This is a genomic window from Streptoalloteichus tenebrarius (assembly GCF_024171885.1).
Taxonomy (GTDB): domain Bacteria; phylum Actinomycetota; class Actinomycetes; order Mycobacteriales; family Pseudonocardiaceae; genus Streptoalloteichus; species Streptoalloteichus tenebrarius.
In genome coordinates this window covers 263,029-283,380 of sequence record NZ_JAMTCP010000004.1, presented here as the reverse complement: position 1 = coordinate 283,380, position 20,352 = coordinate 263,029, and the positions used below count along the sequence as shown (strand labels likewise).

Below are 20,352 nucleotides of genomic sequence, written 5' to 3'. Positions count from 1 at the left end.
GTCGGGCTGGCCGCCCAGGCTCCACCAGCCGCGATCGGCGACCGTGGCGTTGCGTGGTCGTCATGACCCGGCGCGTCGCGCCGTCGTGGCCGGATCTTTCGGCGGGGCCGTGCGGGTATCGGCGGGGACGCCTGGCGGGGGTCGGAGGCGTCGGTGTCGTGGGGTGGGGCGTGGTGGTCCGCCGAGGCCGTGGTTGTCGGTGCGATGACGCAGAATGCCTGGTCATGCGGGTGGTGGTGGTGCCGCGTCCTGACGGGGGCGGCCGGTTGCGGCCGGTGGGCGCGGACGGGACGCCGGCCGGGCCGGTGGAGGAGGTCGACGACCTCGCCGCGCGGGTGGCCGAGTGGGAGCGGGTGGCGCGGCCCCGGTGGGTGTGGGCGGCCACGGCCGAGGTGTACCCGGAGTTGTTGCGGGCCGGGGTGCGGGTGCGGCGGTGTCACGACCTGGCGTTGACCGAGGCGTTGTTGTTGGGGTGGGCGTGTCGGCACGGTGAGCCGCGGTGGTGGGGCGCGGCGTGGGCGCGGTTGCGGGGTGGTCCGGTGCCGCCGGACCCGCCGGTGCGGCGTCGGGAGGAGCACCAGCCGGCGTTGTTCGAGACGGTGGCGGCGGGCACGCCCGAGGTGGACCCGGTGGAGGCGCTCGCCGCGGTGCTGGCGGACCAGGAGCGGCGGGTCGCGGAGGTGGATCACCCGGGGCTGATGCGGTTGTTGGTGGCCGCGGAGTCGGCGGGGTCGTTGGCGGCGGCGGAGATGACGCACCACGGGGTGCCGTGGCGGGCGGACGCGCACGACGCGTTGTTGACCGAGTTGCTGGGCAGCCGTCCGCCGGCGGGGGCGTTGCCGGCGCGGTTGGCGGAGCTGGCCGGGCGGGTGGTGGCGGCGTTCGGGGGTCGGGCGGTGAACCCGGACTCGCCGGCGGATCTGGTGCGGGCGTTCGCGCACGACGGGGTGGATCTGCCCTCGACGCGGTCGTGGGTGTTGCGGGAGGTCGACCACCCGGCTGTGGAGCCGTTGTTGCGGTACAAGGAGTTGTCCCGGCTGTACACGGCGCACGGGTGGTCGTGGTTGGAGTCGTGGGTGCGGGACGGCCGGTTCCGGCCGGAGTACGTGGTGGGCGGGGTCGTGTCGGGCCGGTGGGCCAGCCGGGGTGGCGCGGCGTTGCAGGTGCCGAAGGTGGTGCGCCGGGCGGTGGTGGCCGACCCGGGGTGGGTGTTGGTGGTGGCCGACGCCGCGCAGTTGGAGCCGAGGGTGTTGGCGGCGTTGTCGGGTGATCGGGGGTTCGCGCGGGTGGCCGGGGAGGGCGACCTGTACGCGGCGGTGGCCGAGGAGGTGTTCGGCGGGGATCGGAAGCGGGCCAAGCTCGGGTTGTTGTCGGCGATGTACGGGGGCACCTCGGGTGGGGCTGGCCCGTTGCTGGCGGTGTTGCGGCAGCGGTTCCCCGAGGCGATGGGGTTCGTGGAGGCGGCGGCGCGGGCCGGTGAGGAGGGTCGGGTGGTGCGGTCGCGGCTGGGGCGGACCTCTCCCCCGCCGTCGGCGCGGTGGCACGCGGTGATCGAGCGGGGCGCGGACCCGGGGGCCGGGGAGGCCGAGAAGCGGCAGGCGCGGCGGGTGGCGCGGGACTGGGGGCGGTTCACCCGCAACTTCGTGGTGCAGGCCAGCGCGGCGGAGTGGGCGTTGGTGCTGGTGGCGGTGTTGCGGCAGCGGGTGGGTCGGTGGGCGGGGTCGGCGGAGCTGGTGTTCTTCCAGCACGACGAGGTGATGTTGCACTGCCGGCGTGAGGTGGCCGAGGACGTGGCGGAGGCCGTGCGCTGGGCGGGGGTGGAGGCGACGCGGTGGGTGTTCGGGTCCACGCCGGTGCGGTTCCCGCTGGAGGTGTCGGTGGTGGACTGTTACGCCGACGCGAAGTGAGGCGCCCCAGGGGGGCGGCGACGGCGGCGGTTGTCGACACCGCGCCGCACGGGGCGGCACAGGGCCGCGCGAGGAGACGACACGGCGGCGGCGCGCCGAACAAGGGTTCCCGGATGGTGGGTGAGTCAAGCCCGACACGCCACCCAAGTGGGTGACAAAAGGGTGCGGGTGTGCTCCATCCGAGGTACCCAGGGGCCATGAGGGCGATGTGGAAGGGCGCGATCTCCTTCGGTCTGGTGACGATCGGCGTGAAGCTGTTCGCCGCGACCGAGGAGCACGACTTCCGGTTCCACCAGGTGCACCGGGTCGACAACGGCCGGATCCGCTACCAGCGGGTGTGCACGGTGTGCGGCGAGGAGGTGCCCTACGCCGACATCGCCAAGGGCTACGAGCTGGAGGACGGCCGGATGGTCGTCCTGGGCGACGAGGACTTCGACAAGCTGCCGATCTCCACCGACCGGGCCATCGAGGTGGTGGAGTTCGTGCCGGCCGAGGACGTCGACCCGATCTACTTCCAGAAGAGCTACTACCTGGAGCCGGAGAAGGCCGCCGTGCGGCCCTACGTGCTGCTGCGGCAGGCGTTGGAGCGGGTGGACCGGCTGGCGCTGGTGAAGGTGACGCTGCGGCAGCGGGAGACGTTGGCGATCCTGCGGGCGCGCGAGGACGTGCTGGTGCTGCACACGATGCTGTGGCCCGACGAGATCCGCACCCCCGACTTCGGGTTCCTGGAGTCCGACACCACGGTGCGGCCGCAGGAGCTGGAGATGGCCCGCTCGCTGATCGAGAACATGGCCGGGGAGTTCACCCCGGAGGAGTTCCACGACGACTACCGCGAGGCCGTGGCCGAGTTGATCGAGGCCAAGGCCGAGGGCGCGGAGCCGCCGGCGCGGGCCGAGCCGGAGCCGGCCGGTGAGGTGATCGACCTGATGACCGCGCTGGAGCGCAGCGTGGAGGCGGCTCGCTCCTCCCGGGGCGGGGGGCGCGCGGCGTCGCGGGAGGGCGGCAAGCGGGCCGGCGGGCGGGCGAAGGTGGCCTCCTCGGACCGGTCGGCGAAGAAGGCCGCCGGGGAGGGCAAGACCAGCGGGGCGCGGTCGGGCGCGGGTGGGCAGCGCAAGACCAGCGGCAAGAAGCGCCCGGCCTGAGACCGCCCACTGTCGCGATCGGGGCCGGCCGATGGGTGATCTTGGCGAGTACCGGCGCAGGCGGGACCCGCGCCGCACTCCCGAGCCGGTGCCCGAGGAGCCGGTGCGGCCCGGTCGGGACGAGCTGTTCGTCATCCAGGAGCACCACGCCCGGCGGCTGCACTGGGACGTGCGGCTGGAACGCGGGGGCGTGCTGGTGTCCTGGGCGGTGCCCAAGGGGCTGCCGCCGGACCAGGAGTCGGTGCGGCTGGCGGTGCGCACCGAGGACCACCCGCTGGAGTACGCCGACTTCGAGGGCGAGATCCCGGCCGGCGAGTACGGCGCGGGCCGGATGATCATCTGGGATCGGGGCCGGTACGAGACGGTGAAGTGGAGCCGGGACGAGGTCTCGGTCGTGCTCCGCGGCGAGCGGGTGCGCGGCCGGTACGTGTTCTTCCGGCGCTCGCGGGGCGGCGGTGGGGAGCGGGACGAGTGGCTGGTGCGGCGCTCGGACCCGCCGCAGGAGCCGGGGTGGGAGCCGCTGCCGTCGTCACTGGCGCCGATGCTGGCCACGGCGGGCGTGTTGCCGCCGGCCGAGCAGGACCCGCAGTGGGCGTACGAGTTCAAGTGGGACGGGGTGCGGGCGTTGGTGCGGGTGGAGGGCGGTCGGGTGACGATCACCTCGCGGCTGGGCAACGACGTCACCCGCAGCTACCCGGAGCTGCGGGCGTTGGGCGAGAGCCTGGGGTCCACGCAGGTGCTGCTGGACGGGGAGATCGTGGCCTTCGAGGGCGGGCGGCCGTCGTTCGCGGCGTTGCAGCGGCGGATGCACGTCGGCGGGGAGGCGCAGGCCCGGCGGCTGGCCGGCGCGCGGCCGGTGACCTACCTGGTGTTCGACCTGCTGCACCTGGACGGGCGGTCGTGTCTGGAGCTGCCCTACGAGCGGCGCCGCCACCTGCTGGAGGGCATGGCGCTGTCCGGTCCGCGCTGGCAGACCCCGCCGTCGTTCCCCGGGGCGGGGTCGGCGGTGTTGCGGGCCAGCCGTGAGCAGGGCCTGGAGGGGGTGGTGGCCAAGCGGCTGGCCTCGCGCTACCAGCCCGGCCGGCGCTCACCGGACTGGATCAAGGTGGCGCACGTGCGCGCCCAGGAGGTGGTGATCGGCGGGTGGCGGCCAGGGCAGGGGCGCCGCGCCGACACCGTGGGCGCGTTGGTGTGCGGGATCCCCGAGGAGGGCGGGCTGCGGTTCGTGGGCCTGGTCGGCACCGGGTTCACCGACGCCGCGCTGGACCATCTGCGGGGGCTGCTCGCCCGGCGGGCCCGCAAGACCTCCCCGTTCGTCACGCCGCTGCCCGCCGACCTGCGGCGGCAGGCCCGCTGGGTCTCCCCCACCCTGGTCGGCGAGGTGGTGTTCCGCGAGTGGACGCGGGACGGGCGGATGCGGGCGCCGTCGTGGCGGGGGCTGCGCCCGGACAGGTCGCCGCGGGAGGTCGTCCTCGATGAGGTCTGACACCGTCACCACGCGGGTGGGCGACCGGCGGCTGCGTCTGTCCAACCTGGACAAGGTGCTGTACCCGGAGGAGGGGTTCACCAAGGCCGAGGTGATCGACTACTACGCGCGGATCGCGCCGGTGCTGCTGCCCCACCTGCGGGGACGTCCGCTGACGCTGCGCCGCTACCCCGACGGGGTGGAGGCGGACTCGTTCTTCGAGAAGGACGTCTCCCGGCACGCTCCCCCGTGGGTGCGCACCGTGCGGGTGCCCACGCCGGGCAGCGGCAAGGGCGCCGAGGCGGCGGACTTCGCGGTGATCGACGACCTGCCGACCCTGGTGTGGGTGGCCAACCTGGCGTCGCTGGAGCTGCACGTTCCCCAGTGGACGGTCGGGCCGCGCGGTGGGCCGCGGGATCCGGACCTGCTGGTGTTCGACCTCGACCCCGGCGCGCCCGCCACGGTGGTGGAGTGCTGCCGGGTGGCCGAGCGGCTGCGGGAGCTGCTGGAGGCCGACGACCTGACGGCGTGGCCCAAGACCAGCGGCTCCAAGGGGCTCCAGCTCTACGTGCCGGTGTCGGTGCCGGGGCCGGAGCGCACCAGCGAGTACGCGCGGGCCGCCGCGGAGCTGCTGGCCCGGCAGACACCCCGGCAGGTGGTGGCGACCATGGCCAAGCAGGCCCGGCACGGCAAGGTGTTCATCGACTGGAGCCAGAACAACCCGAAGAAGACGACGGTGGCGCCCTACTCGCTGCGGGCCCGGCCCCGGCCCACGGTGTCGACCCCGGTCACCTGGGAGGAGGTGGCCGCCTGCGCGCGCCCGGAGGACCTGGTGTTCACCGCGCCGGAGGTGCTGGACCGCGTCGACGAGCACGGGGACCTGTTCGACGGGGTGCTCGGGCCGCACGCGCGGCGGTCCCTGCCCGCCCGTCCCTCGGCCGCCTCCTGAGCCGCTTCGTCACCGTTCACTCGGTGGGGTGGGCGCGGCGCGTGGCCGGGCGTGGCGGGCGGGTGCCGGTGGCACGATCGGGACGCGTCGTGGCGCGGGTGACCGTGGCACGGCGCGCAAGACCGCGTACGACGTGGTGTCGACGGCCGATGAGGCCAGGAGTCGAGCAGGAGGACCTCATGCCCACCTCCTCTCCCGGGCCCGCCTGGCACGTGGTGCGGCCCATGGACGTCTACGAGGAGCCCTCCACCCGCTGGGGGTGGCACGGGGTGTTCCCCCGCGGCACGCAGCTCGCCGGGTGGGGCACCGTCGTCGTCCTGCTGTTGATGATCTTCACGCTCCAGCGGGGCACCAGCGACTGGCCCGACGTGTGGATGGGCGGCATCGCGCTGGTGATGGCGATCCTGCTGATCCGCGACCTGGTGCGCCGCAACCGCCTCAACAAGCTGTGACCCGACGGGCCGAGGGGGCGGCTCCCCGCGCGGGGAGCCGCCCCCTCGGGGTGAGGTGTCAGCGGAGGGAGAAGCCGCCGTCGGGGTAGAGGACCGAGCCGGTGGTGTAGGTGTTGGTCATCAGGTAGAGCACGGCCTCGGCCGCCTCGGCGACCGTGCCCGGCCGGCCCACGAGGGTGTCGCGGCTGAAGCTGGCGACGTTCTGCTCGCGCACCTCCGACGGCACCCGCGCCCACAGGTCGCTGTCGATCATCCCGGGCGAGACCACGTTGACCCGGACCGGGCTCAGCTCCAGCGCCAGCGCGCGGCCCAGGCTCTCCAGCGCCCCGTTGCACGCCGCGTAGGCCGCGCCGTCCACCGGAGGGCGCACGCTGTAGGCGCCGGCCATCAGCACGATCGACCCGGTCTTGGCGATCTTGGGCGCGGCGTTCTTGACCGCGTAGTACTGGCCCCAGAACTTCGCGCGGAACGGGCTCTCCGCCAGCTCGTCGCTGATCTCCAGCAGCTTGCCCCGCCCGTAGGAGGAGCCGGGGGCGAACAGGTGGTCCAGGCGCGTCAGGGGTTCGAAGAACGCCGCGATCGAGGACTTGTCGGTCACGTCGACGGTGCGGCCGCTGGCCGCCGCACCGAGCGTGGACACCGCCCGCTCCAGCCGTTCGGGGTCGCGGCCGCCGAGGACGACCTGGCCGCCCCGCTCGACCACGCGGCGGGCCACCTCGAACCCGATGCCGGAGGTCCCGCCGATCACCACCACGAGTTGATCTTTCATACCGGGTGGGAACGGCGCCCGCCCACCACCTATTCCGTTCCATTCCGGAACGGATGTAGGTCACATCGACAGGGGCCGGCGGGCGTCGGTCCGCGCCGGCGACGGATCGCGTCGACCGGGCGACGCGCACGCGGGCCCTCGCCGGCCTCCGCGCCCTCCAGCCCGACGCGCCGCCCCGAGACCGGCTGAGGGCACGCCCCGACCGACCCTCGAACGAACCCGGGGCGGGAAACCAAGCCAGAGGGGAATCAGGGGAGAAAAGACCTCCGGCGGAGCCTTTCCGGAATCCGACGGTTGCCTTCGCCCGATCAGGTCAACTAGGGTTCCGGTCGTGACTGCCGGGTCGGCCATGGGCCACGAGCGAGGAAGGCACCCGGCCACCGCGTGACCGCGCGGTGGCCCCGAGGGCCACCTCCCCTGTCCTCCCGCGCCCAGCGCGGCGTATTCCCAGCTCGATGACGTGTTCGTCGTCGACCACACCCTCTGTCCGCACGACCCCACCCCTCGGCGCGACGCCGTGGCGGGGTTTCGCGTCGAGCGGTTTCCCGCATTTCCCCGCGCAGGGGCGTTCCCTGGCTTTTCTCCGCCCACCGGGCGGTTTCTCGCCATGCCCGCCGAACGCCCGCGCGCAACAACGTCCCAGAGAAGAAACGAGAGCATGCCCCACGATTTCAACCAACGTGTCATCGACGAGTTCCGCGCCCACCGCGGCCGGGTCGGCCCGCCCTTCGAGAACGCCCGACTGCTGCTGCTGACCACCACCGGGGCGCGGTCCGGCCGCCCCCACACCACGCCGGTCGGCTACCTGCCCGACGGCGACCGCGTGCTGGTCATCGCCTCGGCCGGCGGCGCGCCCCGCCACCCCGCCTGGTTCCACAACCTGCTGGCCAACCCCGAGGTCACCGTCGAGGACGGGGTGTTCACCTACCCGGCGCGGGCGACCGTCCTGGAGGGCGACGAACGCGACCGCGCCTTCGCCCGCGCCGTGGAGACCGACCCCGGCTGGGCCGAGTACCAGGCCAGGACCAGCCGGACCATCCCCGTGGTCGCCCTGGAGCGCGTCGGCGGGGGCCCGCCCAACGCCAGCTCGCCGGGCGAGGGCCTGAGGCTGGTCCACGACGCCTTCCGCCGCGAGCTGGCCCTCATCCGCGACGAGATCGCCCGCTCCGGCCCCGGCCTGGGCGCCCAGCTCCGGGTGAACTGCCTGACCCTGTGCCAGGGCCTGCGCTTCCACCACACCGTCGAGGACAGCGGCCTGTTCCCGCACCTCGCCGAGCACCGCCCCGACCTCGCCCCGGTGCTGGCCCGGCTGGGCCAGGAACACCAGAGGATCGCCGCCCTGCTGGAGGAGCTCCAGCGGGTCATCTCCACCCCGCACGCCGACCGCGAGCGGGTGTTGGCCGAGGTCGACCGGCTCACCGCCGACCTGGAGGCGCACCTGACCTACGAGGAGGAGCAGCTCATCCCCATCCTCGACGCGCCAGCCGCCTGACCTCGGGTGTGGGAGGGCGGGCTCTCGCCGGCCCGCCCTCCCACACCCGTCCGCTCACCGCGACCGGCGGCCCGCCGCCAGCCAGTCGGCCCGCCGCAGCTCGTACTCGACCTCACCGTGCTCGGTGCCGGGCAGCGGGTCGTCGAAGTGCAGGTGGAAGGTCCGCACGTACCGCAGGCCGGCCTTCTCCATCACCCGCCGCGAGGCGTGGTTGACCGCCATGGTCTGCGCCCACACCCGCTGCGCCCCCAGCTCGGTGAACGCCGTGCGGACGAGGGCCCGTGACCCCTCGGTGGCGTACCCCCGGCCCCACACCGACGCCTTCAGGCGGTAACCCAGCTCCAGCTCGGCGACAGCGCCGTCCTCCGGCGGCTGGAGGGCCAGCCAGCCCACGAACTCCCCCGTCGACCGCTCGTGCGCCGCCCACCGCCCCGCCGGTCCCCGGCGGTAGTCGCGCAGGATCCGGGGCAGGATCTCGTTCTCGATCTCCGAGCGCGGCGTGGGCTCGCCGGTGAGGAAGCGCATCACCGCCGGGTCGCCGTCCAGCTCGACCAGGTTGTCCACGTCGGACTCGGTGAACCGGCGCAACACCAGCCGGTCCGTCTCCAGGAAGACCCGCACCCCTGACCCCTTCGCGTGCCGCCCGACCTGGCCGGCATCCTGCCCGAAGCCCTGTCCGACCCGCCGCCGAATTCCAGGCCCCGCGACTCCCCCACACGAGCGGTGGGCTGACCTCCGGAAGTCACTCACAGGTGCGGCCGAGGTCTCCCGTTCGGGCCGTGGCGGTTTGCCGGCGGGACCGCCTGGTTAGCCGCGACTGGACCTGCCCCCGACCTGCCCCGTAGTGCCCAGTGAGGAGGTGTCCCATGAATTTCTCATGCGACCCGTTCGAGGAAGTGACGCCCAGCGAGGCGGAGGTGACTCCGCAGACCATCTGCATCTGCTTCGTCGCGGCTGACGCCGAGGACGAGGAGTAGCAGGCCGGGCGTCAGGTGTCGGCGGTGGGGGCCGCGGAAGATCGACCGCCCGCGGTCCCCACCGCCGAGCAGGGAGGACAGGACACGGCGGCCACGCGCGCGACGGCCTCCAGCGGTCGGGCCGGTCCGTCGGCACCCTCCCCCGGGTCAGGACGGCTCAGCCTCGGGCGTCGAGGGGGTCCAGGGCGGCGGCGACCTGGTCCATCACCCGCTGCCAGTGGGCGCGCTGGCGTTCCCGCTCCTCGGCGTCGGCCAGCCGCTCCTGGTGGAAGCGCAGCATCGTGCGGTCGTCCCCGCGCACGGCGACCTGCACGGTCGTCTCGTGGTCCCAGTCCGCCGGCCGCCAGGTCACCCGCACCCGGTCGTGCTCGCGCAGGCCACGCACCTCGCCCACGGTGCCGTCCTCGGTCCGGTACTCCGCGCCGACGCCCTCCAGGCGCGCGCCCTCCCCCAACCACAGGGCCAGGCCCTCCGGGCTGGTCAGGAACGCCCACACCCGCTCCCGCGCGTGCGGCAGGGTGCGGGACACCCCGATCTGGAACCCGGCGTCTCTGGTCCGCCCCACCACACGGCTCATGCGGCCAGTGTGGTCGCACACCCCGACAGAAACCGACAGAAACCGGGGTCAGCGGACGCCGAGCGCGGAACCGTCCCGGACCTGGAGCGCGCCGCCCCAGCCCCGCGGGCGTTCCACCAGCGTGCACACCGCGCCGCCGGGGTCGGCCACCACGCACACCCGGCCGAGCGCGGCCTCCGCCGGGGCGCCCATGACCTGGCCACCCAGCTCGGCGCACCGCCGCGCGGCCACGTCCAGATCCGTCACCGCGAAGAAGCACATCCAGCCCGCGCCCGGGTGGCCCGCCTGCCAGGGCCCGGGCGCGGCCCGGCCGGTGACCGCGCGCTCCTCCAGCCAGTAGACCGCGCGGGGCTCGTGCGAGCCGTCCACGCCGCCGGCCCGCACCTCCCAGCCCAGCTCACCGGCCCAGAAGCCGTCGCAGGCCTGCGCGTCCGGCCCGTCGGCGACCCGCAGCTCCACCCAACAGGGCTCGCCGTGGCGCGGGGCGGGCGCCCACGGCCCATGCCGCACCCGCCCGGGGTCGTGGCCGGCCACCGCGCCGGCCGGGCCGGTCAGCGACCCGTGCTCGCCGCGCGCCCCGCCGAAGACCACGTGCCAGCCGGGGCGCTCCCCCGGCCCCGGCCGCCGGCAGGTCGCCACCTGGCGCTCGCCCACCCAGCAGGCCAGCTCCTGCCCGAGCGGGGTGAGCACCACCCACCCGAACAGGTCGGACCAGAACGCCGCCGCGCCGGCCGGGTCGTCGGTGAGCAGGTCGGCGCGGCGCAGGCCGCGCACGGGCGCCTGGGGGGTCACGAGCACTCCCGGGGGGCGTGGCGGGGAAGACGGACGGTCATCGATCCTGGTGGGTGCCCGCCGGTGTGGACAATGCGCCGTTCGGCGGCACCAGCAGCGTCCTGAGTGGACGGGCGCGGCCGAGGTGGAAGCCCTGGGCGACGGTGACGCCGAGCCGGCGCAGCGCCTCGACCTGCGAGGGCCGTTCCACCCACTCGGCCACGGCGGACAGGCCCAGACCCCGGGCGATCTCGATCATGCCGGTGACCAGCACGGCGTCCCTGTGCCCGTCGTCGATGCCGCGCACGAACTCGCCGTCGATCTTCAGCCCGGTGATCGGCAGGTGCTTGAGGTGCACGAACGAGCCGAAGCCCGACCCGAAGTCGTCCAGGGTGATGCGGCAGCCGGCCGCGCGCAGCCGGCGGGCCAGCACCTGGGCGGCGTCGAGGTTGGTCACCGCCGCGGTCTCGGTGATCTCCAGCCCCAGCCGGCCGGGGGTGACCCCGGCGTGGGCCAGCCGGTCCAGCACGAAGCAGGCGAAGTCGGGGTCCTCCAGGGTGCGGCCGGAGACGTTGACGTCGAACCGCAGCTCCGGGTCGGGGTGGGCGACCAGGGCGTCGATGGCCTGGCCCAGCACCCACCGGTCGATCTCCAGCACCAGGTCGGAGCGCTCGGCGGCGGGCAGGAACTCGGCCGGGCCCGGCGCGGGGAGCTGCCCGTCCTCCAGCCGCAGCAGCAGCTCGTGGCCGACGACCCGGCCGTCGCGCAGGTCGACCATGGGCATCGCGTGCAGCGCCAGCCCACCGTTCTCCAGCGCGGCGCGCACACGGTCCAGCACCGAGACGCGTTTGGCGGTGTCGTCGTAGTAGCCGCTCTCGTAGACCGTGACGCGGTTGCGGCCGGCGGACTTCGACGCGTACAGGGCCAGGTCGGCGTTGGCGAGCACGCCCTCCCAGCCGTCGCCGCGGCTGTACTGGGCCACGCCGACGCTGACGGTCATCCTGGTGGTGGCGCCGGCGGCGGCCACGGGCAGCGCGGCCACGGCGGCGGAGAGGTGCTCGGCGGCCTCCTTGCCGTCGGCGACGCTGGCGCCGGGCAGCACCACGGCGAACTCGTCACCGCCCAGCCGGGCGATCATCTGGTCGTCGTCGAGGTGCTCGCGCAGGGTGCTGGCGAGCAGCCGCATGACGCGGTCGCCCACGGCGTGGCCGCGCAGGTCGTTGACGTCCTTGAAGTTGTCCAGGTCCAGCAGCAGCAGGGTGCCGTGGCCGCCGGTGGCGAGCTGCCGCTCCAGCTCCCTGGTCAGGGCGCGCCGGTTGGGCAGGCCGGTGAGCGGGTCCTCCTCGGCCATGCGCAGCAGCTCGGCGTGCAGCCGGTAGGCCTGGGTGATGTCGTGGGCGGTGCCCAGCATCCGCACGGGCACGCCGTCGGGGTCGGTGATGACCTCGCCGTAGCACTCGAAGATCCGTTCGGTGCGGCGGTCGGCCATGAGCATGCGGTGGGTGTAGGTGAAGCGCTCCCCGGTGCGCAGCGAGCGTTGGAGGGCGTCCTCGACGACGACGAAGTCCTCGGGGTGGATGAGGGTGGTGTAGCTGGCGTAGTCCAGCTCGGTGCCGGGTGGGAAGCCGAGCATCTCCAGCAGGGCGTCGGACCACACCACGCGGTCCTCGGCGATGAACCACTCCCAGTTGCCCATGCGGCCCAGCACCTGGGCGCGGTGCAGGGACTGGGCCTGCTGGGAGGCCTCCAGCTCCCGGTCGCGCCACTGGGTGACGTCGACGACGGTGTAGAGCAGGCCCTGGGGATCCAGCCGGGCGCAGGTGATCTCCAGCCAGCGGTGGCCGTCGTCGGCGTGGGTGGGGGCCAGCACCGCGGTGGCCTCGTGCGGGCCGTCGGGCACGCCGGGCAGCAGCGCGGGCAGTGACCGCCCCACGACCTGTTCCAGCGGCAGCCGCAGCAGCTCGGCGAGCGCGGGGTTGGCCCAGCGCAGTCGCCCGAGCGCGTCGGTGACGCCGAAGCCGACGGTGGCGCACTGCAACACCTGGCGCGGCAGTGCGGGGTCCTCGTCCTGGGGCCAGCCCACCTGGTCGTGGAACACGACCTGGGGGCAGCCGTTGTCGCGCAGGTCTGGCGCGTCGGTCACCTGCTGCTCCTCCTCGCCGCCGGTCGACATGGTCGCCGGCCGGCGCGGCCGTGGGCAAGCCGCGGAATGCGGCCCGTCCCGCCGCCGCTGTCCGTCGTCCTACCGCAGCCGTTCCAGCCGGTGCGCCGCCTCGGCGAGGCCGGCCGCCATGTGGCGCAGCTCGTCGCGGCTGGCCCCGTCCTCGGCGGCGGTGACCACGTCCTCGGCCGCGCAGCGGAGCTGGAACACCCGGTCCTGGAGGTCGGCCAGCTCCACGGCGGAGAGCACGACCGCGTCCTCGGGCAGTCCGCCGCGTTGGACCGCCGCGCGCTGCTCGTAGGCGCGCTGTCGGCAGGGTTGCCCGCAGTACCGGCGGGGTCGCCCCACCCGGTTGCCGTGTGGGAGCCGTTGCCCGCACCAGGCGCAGTGCCGGGCCTGCCGGCGAGTCGACGGGAACGTCGTGTCGGCCGCCACGTCCATGGGGCGCGACGTTATCCGGCTACCCGCCGGTCACGACGAACGCCACGCCACCACCGGGACCACCCAGGTGGTTGATCTTGAGGGGAGGGGGCGGAGGATCACCGGTTCGGGCAGACTGGTTCACCGTGCCGACCCGCCACGCCTACCTCGACGGACCGCACCCCCGTGCCTTCGCCCACCGCGGCTGGCACGTCGACGACCTGGCGGGGATGGAGAACGCGTTGAGCGCGTTCCGTCGCGCGGTCGCCGAGGGCTACCACTACCTGGAGACCGACGTCCACGCGACCGCGGACGGGGTGGTGGTGGTTCACCACGACCCGGTGTTGGACCGCACCACCGACGGGCGGGGCGAGGTGGCGCGGCTGCCGTGGCGTGCGGTGTCGGGCGCGCGGGTCGCGGGGCGGGAGCCGGTGTGCCGGTTGACGGACCTGTTGGAGGAGCTGCCCGAGGCGCGGCTGAACGTCGACGTGAAGTCCGACGCGGCGGTGGAGCCGGTGGTGGAGGTGCTGCGGCGCACGGGCGCGTGGGCCCGGGTGTGTCTGGCGTCGTTCGACGAGCGGCGGTTGACCCGGTTGCGGCGGCTGGGCGGGCCGCGGTTGCTGACGTCGCTGGGGCCGCGCTCGGTGGGCGCGCTGTGGGCCGGCGCGCGGCTGGGGGGTCTGCCGTTGCGGCGGGCGGTGCGCGGCGCGTTGGCGCAGGTCCCGCGCCGGCACGGCCGGTTGACCGTGGTGGACCGGTCGTTCGTGCGGGTGGCGCACCGGTGGGGTCTGGAGGTCCACGTGTGGACGGTGGACTCCGAGGCGGAGATGGTGGAGTTGCTGGACATGGGCGTGGACGGGCTGGTGACCGACCGGCCGGACCTGTTGCGCTCGGTGCTGCGGTCCCGGGGTTCCTGGCCTGCGGCGGTGTGAGCGCGGTCAGCGTGAGCCTGGTCAGACCTAGGGGCGCAGGTCGGCCGGGAGGAGCTGCTCGGCGCTGGACTCGGATGGTGCGGTCGGGGCAGGTCGGCGTCGGGCGGCCCTCGACGGCCAGGAGCGCGGCACCGGCCCATGCCGGCCGGGATGTTGTGGACGCGGTGGATCTTGGCGAGGTCGCTTCGGTCCTGGGCGATGTCGTCCTCGCCCGAGGACGTTGTCGCCCAGCCACGCCGAGGCCTGGTCGTCGAGGGGGACGGTTCCCGGGCGCGCGGGCCAAGGTCCTCGCTGATCAGCGAGGCTGGGGCCGAGCATGATCAAAGTCCGCTGGTCGAGCGGGGTGCCGCCCTGTCCTCCGGCCCGGGATCACGGGGCGCGCGACGTGAGCCCCGCGAGGTCGCCCCGGTGCGCGGTCCGGGTCAGTCGAGCAGTTCGGAGTCGCCCCAGGCGGTGATGGTGACCTCGTCCCCCACCGACAGCTTGCCCGGGCGGAGCACGGCGAACTTGACGCCGAAGGCGACGCCGCCCTGACTGGCGCGGCGGTAGGTGGCCAGGGTGCGCAAGGGCTCCGGGCCGCTTTTCGCCCCGGTGTCCTGGTCGACCAGGGTGACGGCGCAGCGGATGGCGAGTTTGGTGTAGCCGAGGTCGGTCTCGCCGATGGTCACGCGCCGCAGGCGGTCCTCGGTGTGGGGCGTGGTCCAGCCGTCGACGACGATGTTGGGGCGGAAGCGGGACATCGGCACGGGGTGGCCGCCGCGCGCGGTGATGCGTTCGTTGAGCGCGTCGAGTGAGGACAGGCTCACCAGGTGGAGGGGGCTGCTGTCGGCGTAGCCGGAGGTTCCCGGGGTGTGGCCGTGGACGACCCGGTCGTGGTCCGGGGGCACCCGGACGAGCCGGCTGGGGGCGCCGAGGACCTCGGTGAGCCACGCGGCGGCGGCCTCGCCCTGGTCGATCCCCCACAGGGGCTCGCCGAACAGGCGCACCGGGCGTCGGGGCGGGGTCGTCGCGACGGCCAGGCGCACCGGTGCGATCCCGGGCGCGTGGAGGGTGAGGTGGTCGCCGTCGGCGTCGATCTCGGGGCGGACGAGGGCCAGGCGGCGGTCCCGCCGCTGGCTGCGGAACACCCCGTCGGGGTCGACGACCATGAAGCTGCGGTCGTGCGCGAGTCCCGCCCAGGTCACGGTCGCGTCCGGCACGGGGATTCCGGCGCACCCCTTGACGGGGTAGGAGGTCAGTGCGAGGACCTTGGCCACGAGGGTGATCCTCGTCGTCCGGCCCGCCCGACGGCCCGGGTCTTTCAGGGCCGTGTCCACGGGAGCGGGAACCAGGGTGGGCGGGGCGGTCGGGGCGGGTTTCGGGTGATCACCCTCGCATCACCCGATCGGGTCAGTACAGTCCGCCCGGAAGGCGAGGAGGCGGGATGACTGCGGTGGCCGAGGGTCCACAACCGACGCGGGACGCGGCGCGACGACGGCGCGAGCAGCGTGGGTGGGTCTGGTACGACTGGGCGAACTCGGTGTTTCCCACCTCGGTGGTCACCGTGTTCCTGTCGCTGTACCTGACGTCGGTGGCGCAGAACGCCGCCAGGGCCGACACCGCCCGCAACGGCCCCGACCCGTGTCCCGGCGGGGACGCGCTGCGGCAGTGCGACCTGTCGCTGTTCGGGCTCTCCTTCCCCGCGGGGTCGCTGTGGGGCTACCTGCTGTCGGTGGCCACGGTGGTGCAGGTGCTCGTGCTGCCGATCACCGGGGCGATCGCCGACCGCACGCAGAACAAGCGGCGCATGCTGGGGATCTTCGCCTTCGCCGGCGCCACGGCCACGGCGCTGCTGGGCCTGGTCGCCGGCGCCGACTGGCAGCTCGGCGTGGTGCTGTTCGTCCTGGCCAACATCAGCTTCGGCGCGTCGGTGGTCGTCTACTACGCGTTCCTGCCGGAGATCGCCACGGCCGACGAGCGGGACGCGGTGTCCTCCCGGGGGTGGGCGTTCGGCTACCTCGGCGGCGGGGTGGCGTTGGCGGCGCAGTTGGCGCTGTTCCTGACCCACGAGTCGTTGGGGTTGGGCCAGGCCGACGCGGTGCGGATCATCTTCGTGACCACCGGCCTGTGGTGGGCGGCGTTCACCCTGGTGCCGCTGGCGCGGCTGCGTCGCCACCAGCCGCCGCACGGGCGGGAGCGGGGCGTGGCCACGCTCGGCGCGGGGTTCCGGGAGCTGGGCGCCACCCTGCGCGCCGCCCGGCGGTTCCCGTTGACCCTGGCGTTCCTGGGCGCCTACCTGATCTACACCGACGGCATCTCCACCGTGGCCAACGTGGCGGGGCAGTACGGCAGGTTCGAGCTGCGGCTGGCCGAGGACGTGCTGATCACCACGATCCTGATCGTGCAGTTCATCGCGTTCGTCGGCGGTGTGCTGCACGGTCTGGTCGCCCGCCGGTTCGGCGCGCGGCGCACGATCCTGGGCAGTCTGCTGGTGTGGATCGCGGTGGTCGGGGCCGCCTACTTCGTCGAGGCCGGGCAGCAGCTCCAGTTCTACGGCCTGGCGGTGGGCATCGGGCTGGTGCTGGGCGGGACCAACGCGTTGTCCCGGTCGTTGTTCTCGCAGATGGTGCCGCCGGGTCGGGAGGCGCAGTACTTCTCGCTGTACGAGGTGGGCGAGCGCTCCACCTCGTGGCTGGGGCCGCTGGTGTTCGCCGGGGTCGGGCAGGCCACCGGCTCGTTCCGGCTGGCGATCATCTCGATGGTGGTGTTCTTCGTGGTCGGGTTCGTGCTGGTGTCGCTGGTGCCGGTGCGGCGGGCGATCCGCGCGGTGGGCAACCCCGAGCCGAAGGTGCTGTAGCGGCGCGTCGCTGGAGGCGCCGAAGGCGCGGGCCAGCGAGGTGGGCTCGCGCTTCCGATGAGGTGCGGGGTGGCCGCCGGACACGACGACCTCCTGATGTCCCCCGGTGTCGGGTGTGGTCAGCGGGGGGTGAACCGGATCGGCAGGTGCTTGATCCCGTTCTGGAAGTTCGAGCGCAGCCGCACCGCCTCGCCGGCCGGCTCGATCTCGGCCCAGTGGTCGAGCACGGCCGTGAACAGGGCCCGCATCTGCACCCGGGCCAGGTGCGCGCCCAGACAGAAGTGCGGGCCGTAGCCGAAGGTGAGGTGGTCGTTGGGGCGGCGGGCCGGGTCGAAGGTGTGGGGGTCGGCGAACACCCGCTCGTCACGGTTGGCCGAGGAGAACCACACCACGACCTTCTCGCCGGCGCGGACGCGCACCCCGCCCAGCTCGACGTCCTGGGTGGCGGTGCGCCGGAAGTGCATCACCGGGGTCCACCAGCGCAGCATCTCCTCCACGGCGGTGGGCAGCAGGTCGCGGTCGGCGCGCAGCCGCGCCAGCGCGTCGGGGTGGGTGAGCAGGGTGACCATCCCGCCGGGCAGCCCGTTGCGCAGCGTCTCGTTGCCGGCGACGGCGAACAGCCAGAACAGGTTCTCGAACTCCTCGACGTCGACGCGGCCGCCCTCGGCGTCGACCTGCCGCATCAGCACGCTCATCACGTCCTCGCCGGGGTGGCGGCGCTTGTGCTCGCCCAGCTCGTGGGCGTAGGCGTACAGGTCGGGCATGCCGGAGCGGGTGCGCGGGTCGGGCATGCGGCCCCGCGCGTCGGGCTGGGGGCGCAGGGCGAGCGCGTCGCGGGCCATCGGGGTCGCCCCCGCCGGGTCGAAGGCGGCGCTGACCGCGTACTCGTGGTCCTGGTAGCCGATGACGCGGTTGCTCCAGTCGTACATCAGCCAGCGGTCGGACTCGGGGATGCCGAAGACGTCGGCGAGGGTGGACAGGGGCAGGTCGGCGGCGACCTCGGTGGCGAAGTCGCACTCGCCGCGGTCGCTGACCGCGCGCACCAGCCGCCGGGCCCGCTGGTGGATGCGCTCCTCCAGGCGCGCGACCGCGCGGGGGGTGAACGCGGCGGTGAGCAGCCCCCGGATGCGGGTGTGTTCGGGCGGGTCGAGGTTGAGCATCATCCGCCGGACGTAGGCCAGGTCGGCGGGGGTGGCGGGGTCGCGGATCTGGGTGGCGCCGGCGTGGGAGGAGAACACGCGGGGCGTGCGCAGCACCGTGCGGGCCTCGGCGTGCCGCAGGACCGCCCAGAAGCCGGGGCCGGCGGGCCAGGAGTCGACGGCGGGTTCGGGGAACCGCAGGACCGGGGCCTGATCCCGCAACGCGGTCAACGCGTCGTGCGGCACCCCGCGCAGGTAGGTGTCGGGGTCGACGACCTGTCGTGCCAGCTCGGTCAGCTCGGTCAGCTCGCTCACTTCGGCGGCCGCCCCAGGAATTCCTCGACGTCGCTCAACAGCCCGATCGGGGTTTCCTCCATTGGGTAGTGCCCGGCGCCGGCGAGCAGGCCCAGCTCGGCGTCGGGGTAGTGGGTCAGCCAGGTGGCGCGCATGAGTTCCGCGGTCACCGCCGGGTCGTGGGCGCCGACGAACACCTTGACCGGCAGCCGGCTGCCGGTGATCGTCGCGGCGAAGTCGGCGCGGGCCCACCGCGGCAGGTAGGCGGCCACCGCCTCGGGGCGGGCGGACTCCAGCGAGGTCCGCACCATGCGGTCCAGCCAGCGGCTCGACAGGCGTCCCCCGGTGGTGAGGTCGATGATGGCGCGCCGGGAGCCCGGGTCGGTGGCGGCGGAGGAGAACAGCTCCCACGCCCGCTCGTCCAGGGGCATGCCGGTGGCCGGCACGGGGTTGATCCCCACCAGGCGGCGGACCCGGTCGGGGGCCGTGGCCAGGACCCGTTGCGCGGCCACCGCGCCCATCGAGTGGCCGACCAGGCTGAACTGGTCCCAGCCGAGGTGGTCGGCCAGGGCGAGCACGTCGCGGGCGATCTCGTCGAGGGTGAACTCCCCCGCGACGTCCCGGCTGTCCCCGTAGCCCCGGCAGTCGGGGAACGCCCAGGCGAACCGGTCGGGGTCCAGGTCCGGCCACAGCGGGGCGAAGGCGCGGTGGTCGCCGAGCCACCCGTGGAGGGCGATCACCCGGTGCTCGCCCGCGCCCAGCAGGTGGTGACTGTTGACCATGCACGCAACGTAGCCCGTTGGGGACGGCCGAACAGCGGACGAACGGGTGGTGCTCACGACCACCGTGCGTGGCACCCGATGGGGTCGTGCGCACCCGTCCGGACCGCAGCCGGACGGACCCCGGCGTTACGGTCGGCGGCGGAACAGGGGTGGAACCGGGGCGCGGAACAGGGGGTGACCAGCGTGAACCAGGCGTCCGACGGGCCAGGCGACGGCGAGCCGACCGCCGGGTACACGGCGCTGTTGGGCCACCACCTGCCCACCGAGCTGGACCGGTTGCGCGCCCTGGAGGAGACGTTCGACCCGACCACAAACAGGGTGCTGACCGAACTGGGCGTGGGGCCGGGTTGGCGGTGTCTGGAGCTGGGGGCCGGTGGCGGGTCGGTCGCCCGCTGGTTGCGTCAGCGGTGCGGTCCCGGAGCGGTGGTGGTGACCGATCTGGACACCCGACTGCTGGAGGACCTCGGCGACGGTGTCGAGGTGCTGCGCCACGACCTGACCCGCGACGACTTCCCCGAGGCCGGTTTCGACCTGGTGCACGCGCGGGCGGTGTTGATGCACCTGCCGGACCCGCGCCGCCAGTTGGAGCGGATCACGCGGTGGGTGGCGCCCGGCGGGTGGCTGGTGGTGGAGGACCCGGTGCTGCACCTGGCCGAGTCCTCCCCTCATCCGGAGTACCACCGGATGGTGGCGGTGCTGCGCGAGTTCCTGACCCGCGGGATCGGCAGCGACTTCGTGTGGGCGCGGGCGTTGCCCCGGCACTTCGCCGAGCTGGGGCTGGTGGACCTGCGGCTGACGCCGATGGTGGCGGTGGTCGGGACGGGCGGGTCGCCCGACCGCATGTGGCGGCTGCTGCTCGAACAGATCGGCGAGCCGCTGACGCGGGAGGGGGTGGCCACCGCCGCCGACGTGCGCGGGTGGAGGGACCTGTTCGACGATCCGTCGTTCGTGGACCTCAACCTGACGATGGTGTCGATGGCCGGCCGCCGCCCGCCCCGACCCTGAGCGGGGATCCGCAGTGGCCCGCCGCCGCTGGTCAGGCGCGGTTCTTGGCCTTCTCCAGGGCCGCGATGGCACCGATCATGACGGCGACGACCAGCATGGGCAGGAGGTAGCCCAGCACGCCGGTCTGCTCGCCGAACACCCAGCGGAACAGCGCGCCGTGCTGCGCGCTGATCAACCACCGCACGAGCGGGATCACCCCCAGCGTGACAGCGACCAGGCCACACAGCCCCTGGAGTCCGTCGAAGGTCGCACGACTCATCCTGTCCCCCGTTCCCACGTCGC

19 protein-coding genes are annotated in these 20,352 nt (G+C 74.1%); 9 read left to right on the top strand and 10 right to left on the bottom strand.

What is annotated here, in order from left to right:
* The first annotated feature begins 224 nt into the window (after positions 1-224).
* The 5 genes from LX15_RS06585 (at position 225) to LX15_RS06565 (ending at position 5,915) form a co-directional block, all read left to right on the top strand.
* Positions 225-1,907, top strand: coding sequence for a bifunctional 3'-5' exonuclease/DNA polymerase (locus tag LX15_RS06585; RefSeq protein ID WP_253668583.1), 1,683 nt, complete (start codon positions 225-227; stop codon positions 1,905-1,907).
* Between the two features lie 197 nt (positions 1,908-2,104).
* Positions 2,105-3,049: a non-homologous end joining protein Ku gene (gene ku, locus LX15_RS06580; RefSeq protein ID WP_253668582.1), complete on the top strand. Its 945-nt coding sequence runs from the start codon at positions 2,105-2,107 to the stop codon at positions 3,047-3,049.
* Positions 3,050-3,080: 31 nt separating this feature from the next.
* Positions 3,081-4,535, top strand: a complete 1,455-nt coding sequence (gene ligD, locus LX15_RS06575; protein ID WP_253668581.1) for a non-homologous end-joining DNA ligase — start codon at positions 3,081-3,083, stop codon at positions 4,533-4,535.
* Positions 4,525-5,463 carry a non-homologous end-joining DNA ligase gene (gene ligD / locus LX15_RS06570; protein WP_253668580.1) on the top strand — a complete coding sequence of 313 codons (939 nt, stop codon included), beginning with the start codon at positions 4,525-4,527 and terminating at the stop codon, positions 5,461-5,463. The genes ligD (LX15_RS06575) and ligD (LX15_RS06570) overlap by 11 nt, the downstream gene beginning before the upstream one ends.
* Positions 5,464-5,642: 179 nt before the next feature.
* On the top strand, positions 5,643-5,915 hold the full coding sequence (locus LX15_RS06565; RefSeq protein ID WP_253668579.1) for a DUF2631 domain-containing protein: 273 nt from the start codon (positions 5,643-5,645) through the stop codon (positions 5,913-5,915).
* Positions 5,916-5,973: 58 nt separating this feature from the next.
* Here the strand turns inward: LX15_RS06565 and LX15_RS06560 are convergent, their stop codons facing one another.
* The gene (locus tag LX15_RS06560; RefSeq protein WP_253668578.1) at positions 5,974-6,684 is read right to left on the bottom strand and encodes an SDR family oxidoreductase; all 711 of its coding nucleotides are present in this window, start codon (positions 6,682-6,684) and stop codon (positions 5,974-5,976) included.
* A gap of 658 nt (positions 6,685-7,342) precedes the next feature.
* Here LX15_RS06560 and LX15_RS06555 point away from each other — a divergent pair.
* On the top strand, positions 7,343-8,176 hold the full coding sequence (locus LX15_RS06555; protein ID WP_253668577.1) for a nitroreductase/quinone reductase family protein: 834 nt from the start codon (positions 7,343-7,345) through the stop codon (positions 8,174-8,176).
* A gap of 54 nt (positions 8,177-8,230) precedes the next feature.
* On the opposite strand, the gene LX15_RS06550 is transcribed toward LX15_RS06555, so the two are convergent.
* From LX15_RS06550 to LX15_RS06530, 5 genes are all read right to left on the bottom strand, one after another.
* Entirely contained in the window at positions 8,231-8,797 is a 567-nt protein-coding gene (locus tag LX15_RS06550; protein ID WP_253668576.1) for a GNAT family N-acetyltransferase, read from the bottom strand.
* Between the two features lie 513 nt (positions 8,798-9,310).
* Positions 9,311-9,730 (bottom strand): SRPBCC family protein, encoded by a 420-nt coding sequence (locus tag LX15_RS06545; RefSeq protein ID WP_253668575.1) that lies wholly within the window; start codon positions 9,728-9,730, stop codon positions 9,311-9,313.
* A gap of 48 nt (positions 9,731-9,778) precedes the next feature.
* Entirely contained in the window at positions 9,779-10,522 is a 744-nt protein-coding gene (locus LX15_RS33000; protein WP_253668574.1) for a VOC family protein, read from the bottom strand.
* A gap of 37 nt (positions 10,523-10,559) precedes the next feature.
* Positions 10,560-12,644, bottom strand: a complete 2,085-nt coding sequence (locus LX15_RS06535; RefSeq protein ID WP_253668573.1) for a putative bifunctional diguanylate cyclase/phosphodiesterase — start codon at positions 12,642-12,644, stop codon at positions 10,560-10,562.
* Between the two features lie 99 nt (positions 12,645-12,743).
* Positions 12,744-13,103, bottom strand: a complete 360-nt coding sequence (locus LX15_RS06530; RefSeq protein WP_253668572.1) for a hypothetical protein — start codon at positions 13,101-13,103, stop codon at positions 12,744-12,746.
* Positions 13,104-13,228: 125 nt separating this feature from the next.
* On the opposite strand from LX15_RS06530, the gene LX15_RS06525 reads away from it, so the two are divergent.
* Positions 13,229-14,014 carry a glycerophosphodiester phosphodiesterase family protein gene (locus LX15_RS06525; protein ID WP_253668571.1) on the top strand — a complete coding sequence of 262 codons (786 nt, stop codon included), beginning with the start codon at positions 13,229-13,231 and terminating at the stop codon, positions 14,012-14,014.
* Between the two features lie 422 nt (positions 14,015-14,436).
* On the opposite strand, the gene LX15_RS06520 is transcribed toward LX15_RS06525, so the two are convergent.
* Positions 14,437-15,270 carry an MOSC domain-containing protein gene (locus LX15_RS06520; RefSeq protein ID WP_253668570.1) on the bottom strand — a complete coding sequence of 278 codons (834 nt, stop codon included), beginning with the start codon at positions 15,268-15,270 and terminating at the stop codon, positions 14,437-14,439.
* 167 nt (positions 15,271-15,437) lie between these two features.
* On the opposite strand from LX15_RS06520, the gene LX15_RS06515 reads away from it, so the two are divergent.
* Complete coding sequence (locus LX15_RS06515; protein ID WP_253668569.1) at positions 15,438-16,850, top strand: MFS transporter; 1,413 nt, start codon at positions 15,438-15,440, stop codon at positions 16,848-16,850.
* Positions 16,851-16,969: 119 nt separating this feature from the next.
* Here the strand turns inward: LX15_RS06515 and LX15_RS06510 are convergent, their stop codons facing one another.
* Both LX15_RS06510 and LX15_RS06505 read right to left on the bottom strand, forming a co-directional pair.
* Positions 16,970-18,304, bottom strand: coding sequence for a cytochrome P450 (locus LX15_RS06510; RefSeq protein ID WP_253668568.1), 1,335 nt, complete (start codon positions 18,302-18,304; stop codon positions 16,970-16,972).
* On the bottom strand, positions 18,301-19,065 hold the full coding sequence (locus tag LX15_RS06505; protein ID WP_253668567.1) for an alpha/beta fold hydrolase: 765 nt from the start codon (positions 19,063-19,065) through the stop codon (positions 18,301-18,303). Before LX15_RS06505 ends, LX15_RS06510 begins: the two co-directional genes overlap by 4 nt.
* Before the next feature lie 183 nt (positions 19,066-19,248).
* Between LX15_RS06505 and LX15_RS06500 the strand changes: the two genes are divergently transcribed.
* Positions 19,249-20,070, top strand: a complete 822-nt coding sequence (locus LX15_RS06500; protein WP_253668566.1) for a class I SAM-dependent methyltransferase — start codon at positions 19,249-19,251, stop codon at positions 20,068-20,070.
* A 31-nt stretch (positions 20,071-20,101) separates the two neighbouring features.
* Here the strand turns inward: LX15_RS06500 and LX15_RS06495 are convergent, their stop codons facing one another.
* On the bottom strand, positions 20,102-20,329 hold the full coding sequence (locus LX15_RS06495; RefSeq protein WP_253668565.1) for a hypothetical protein: 228 nt from the start codon (positions 20,327-20,329) through the stop codon (positions 20,102-20,104).
* Positions 20,330-20,352: the final 23 nt, after the last annotated feature.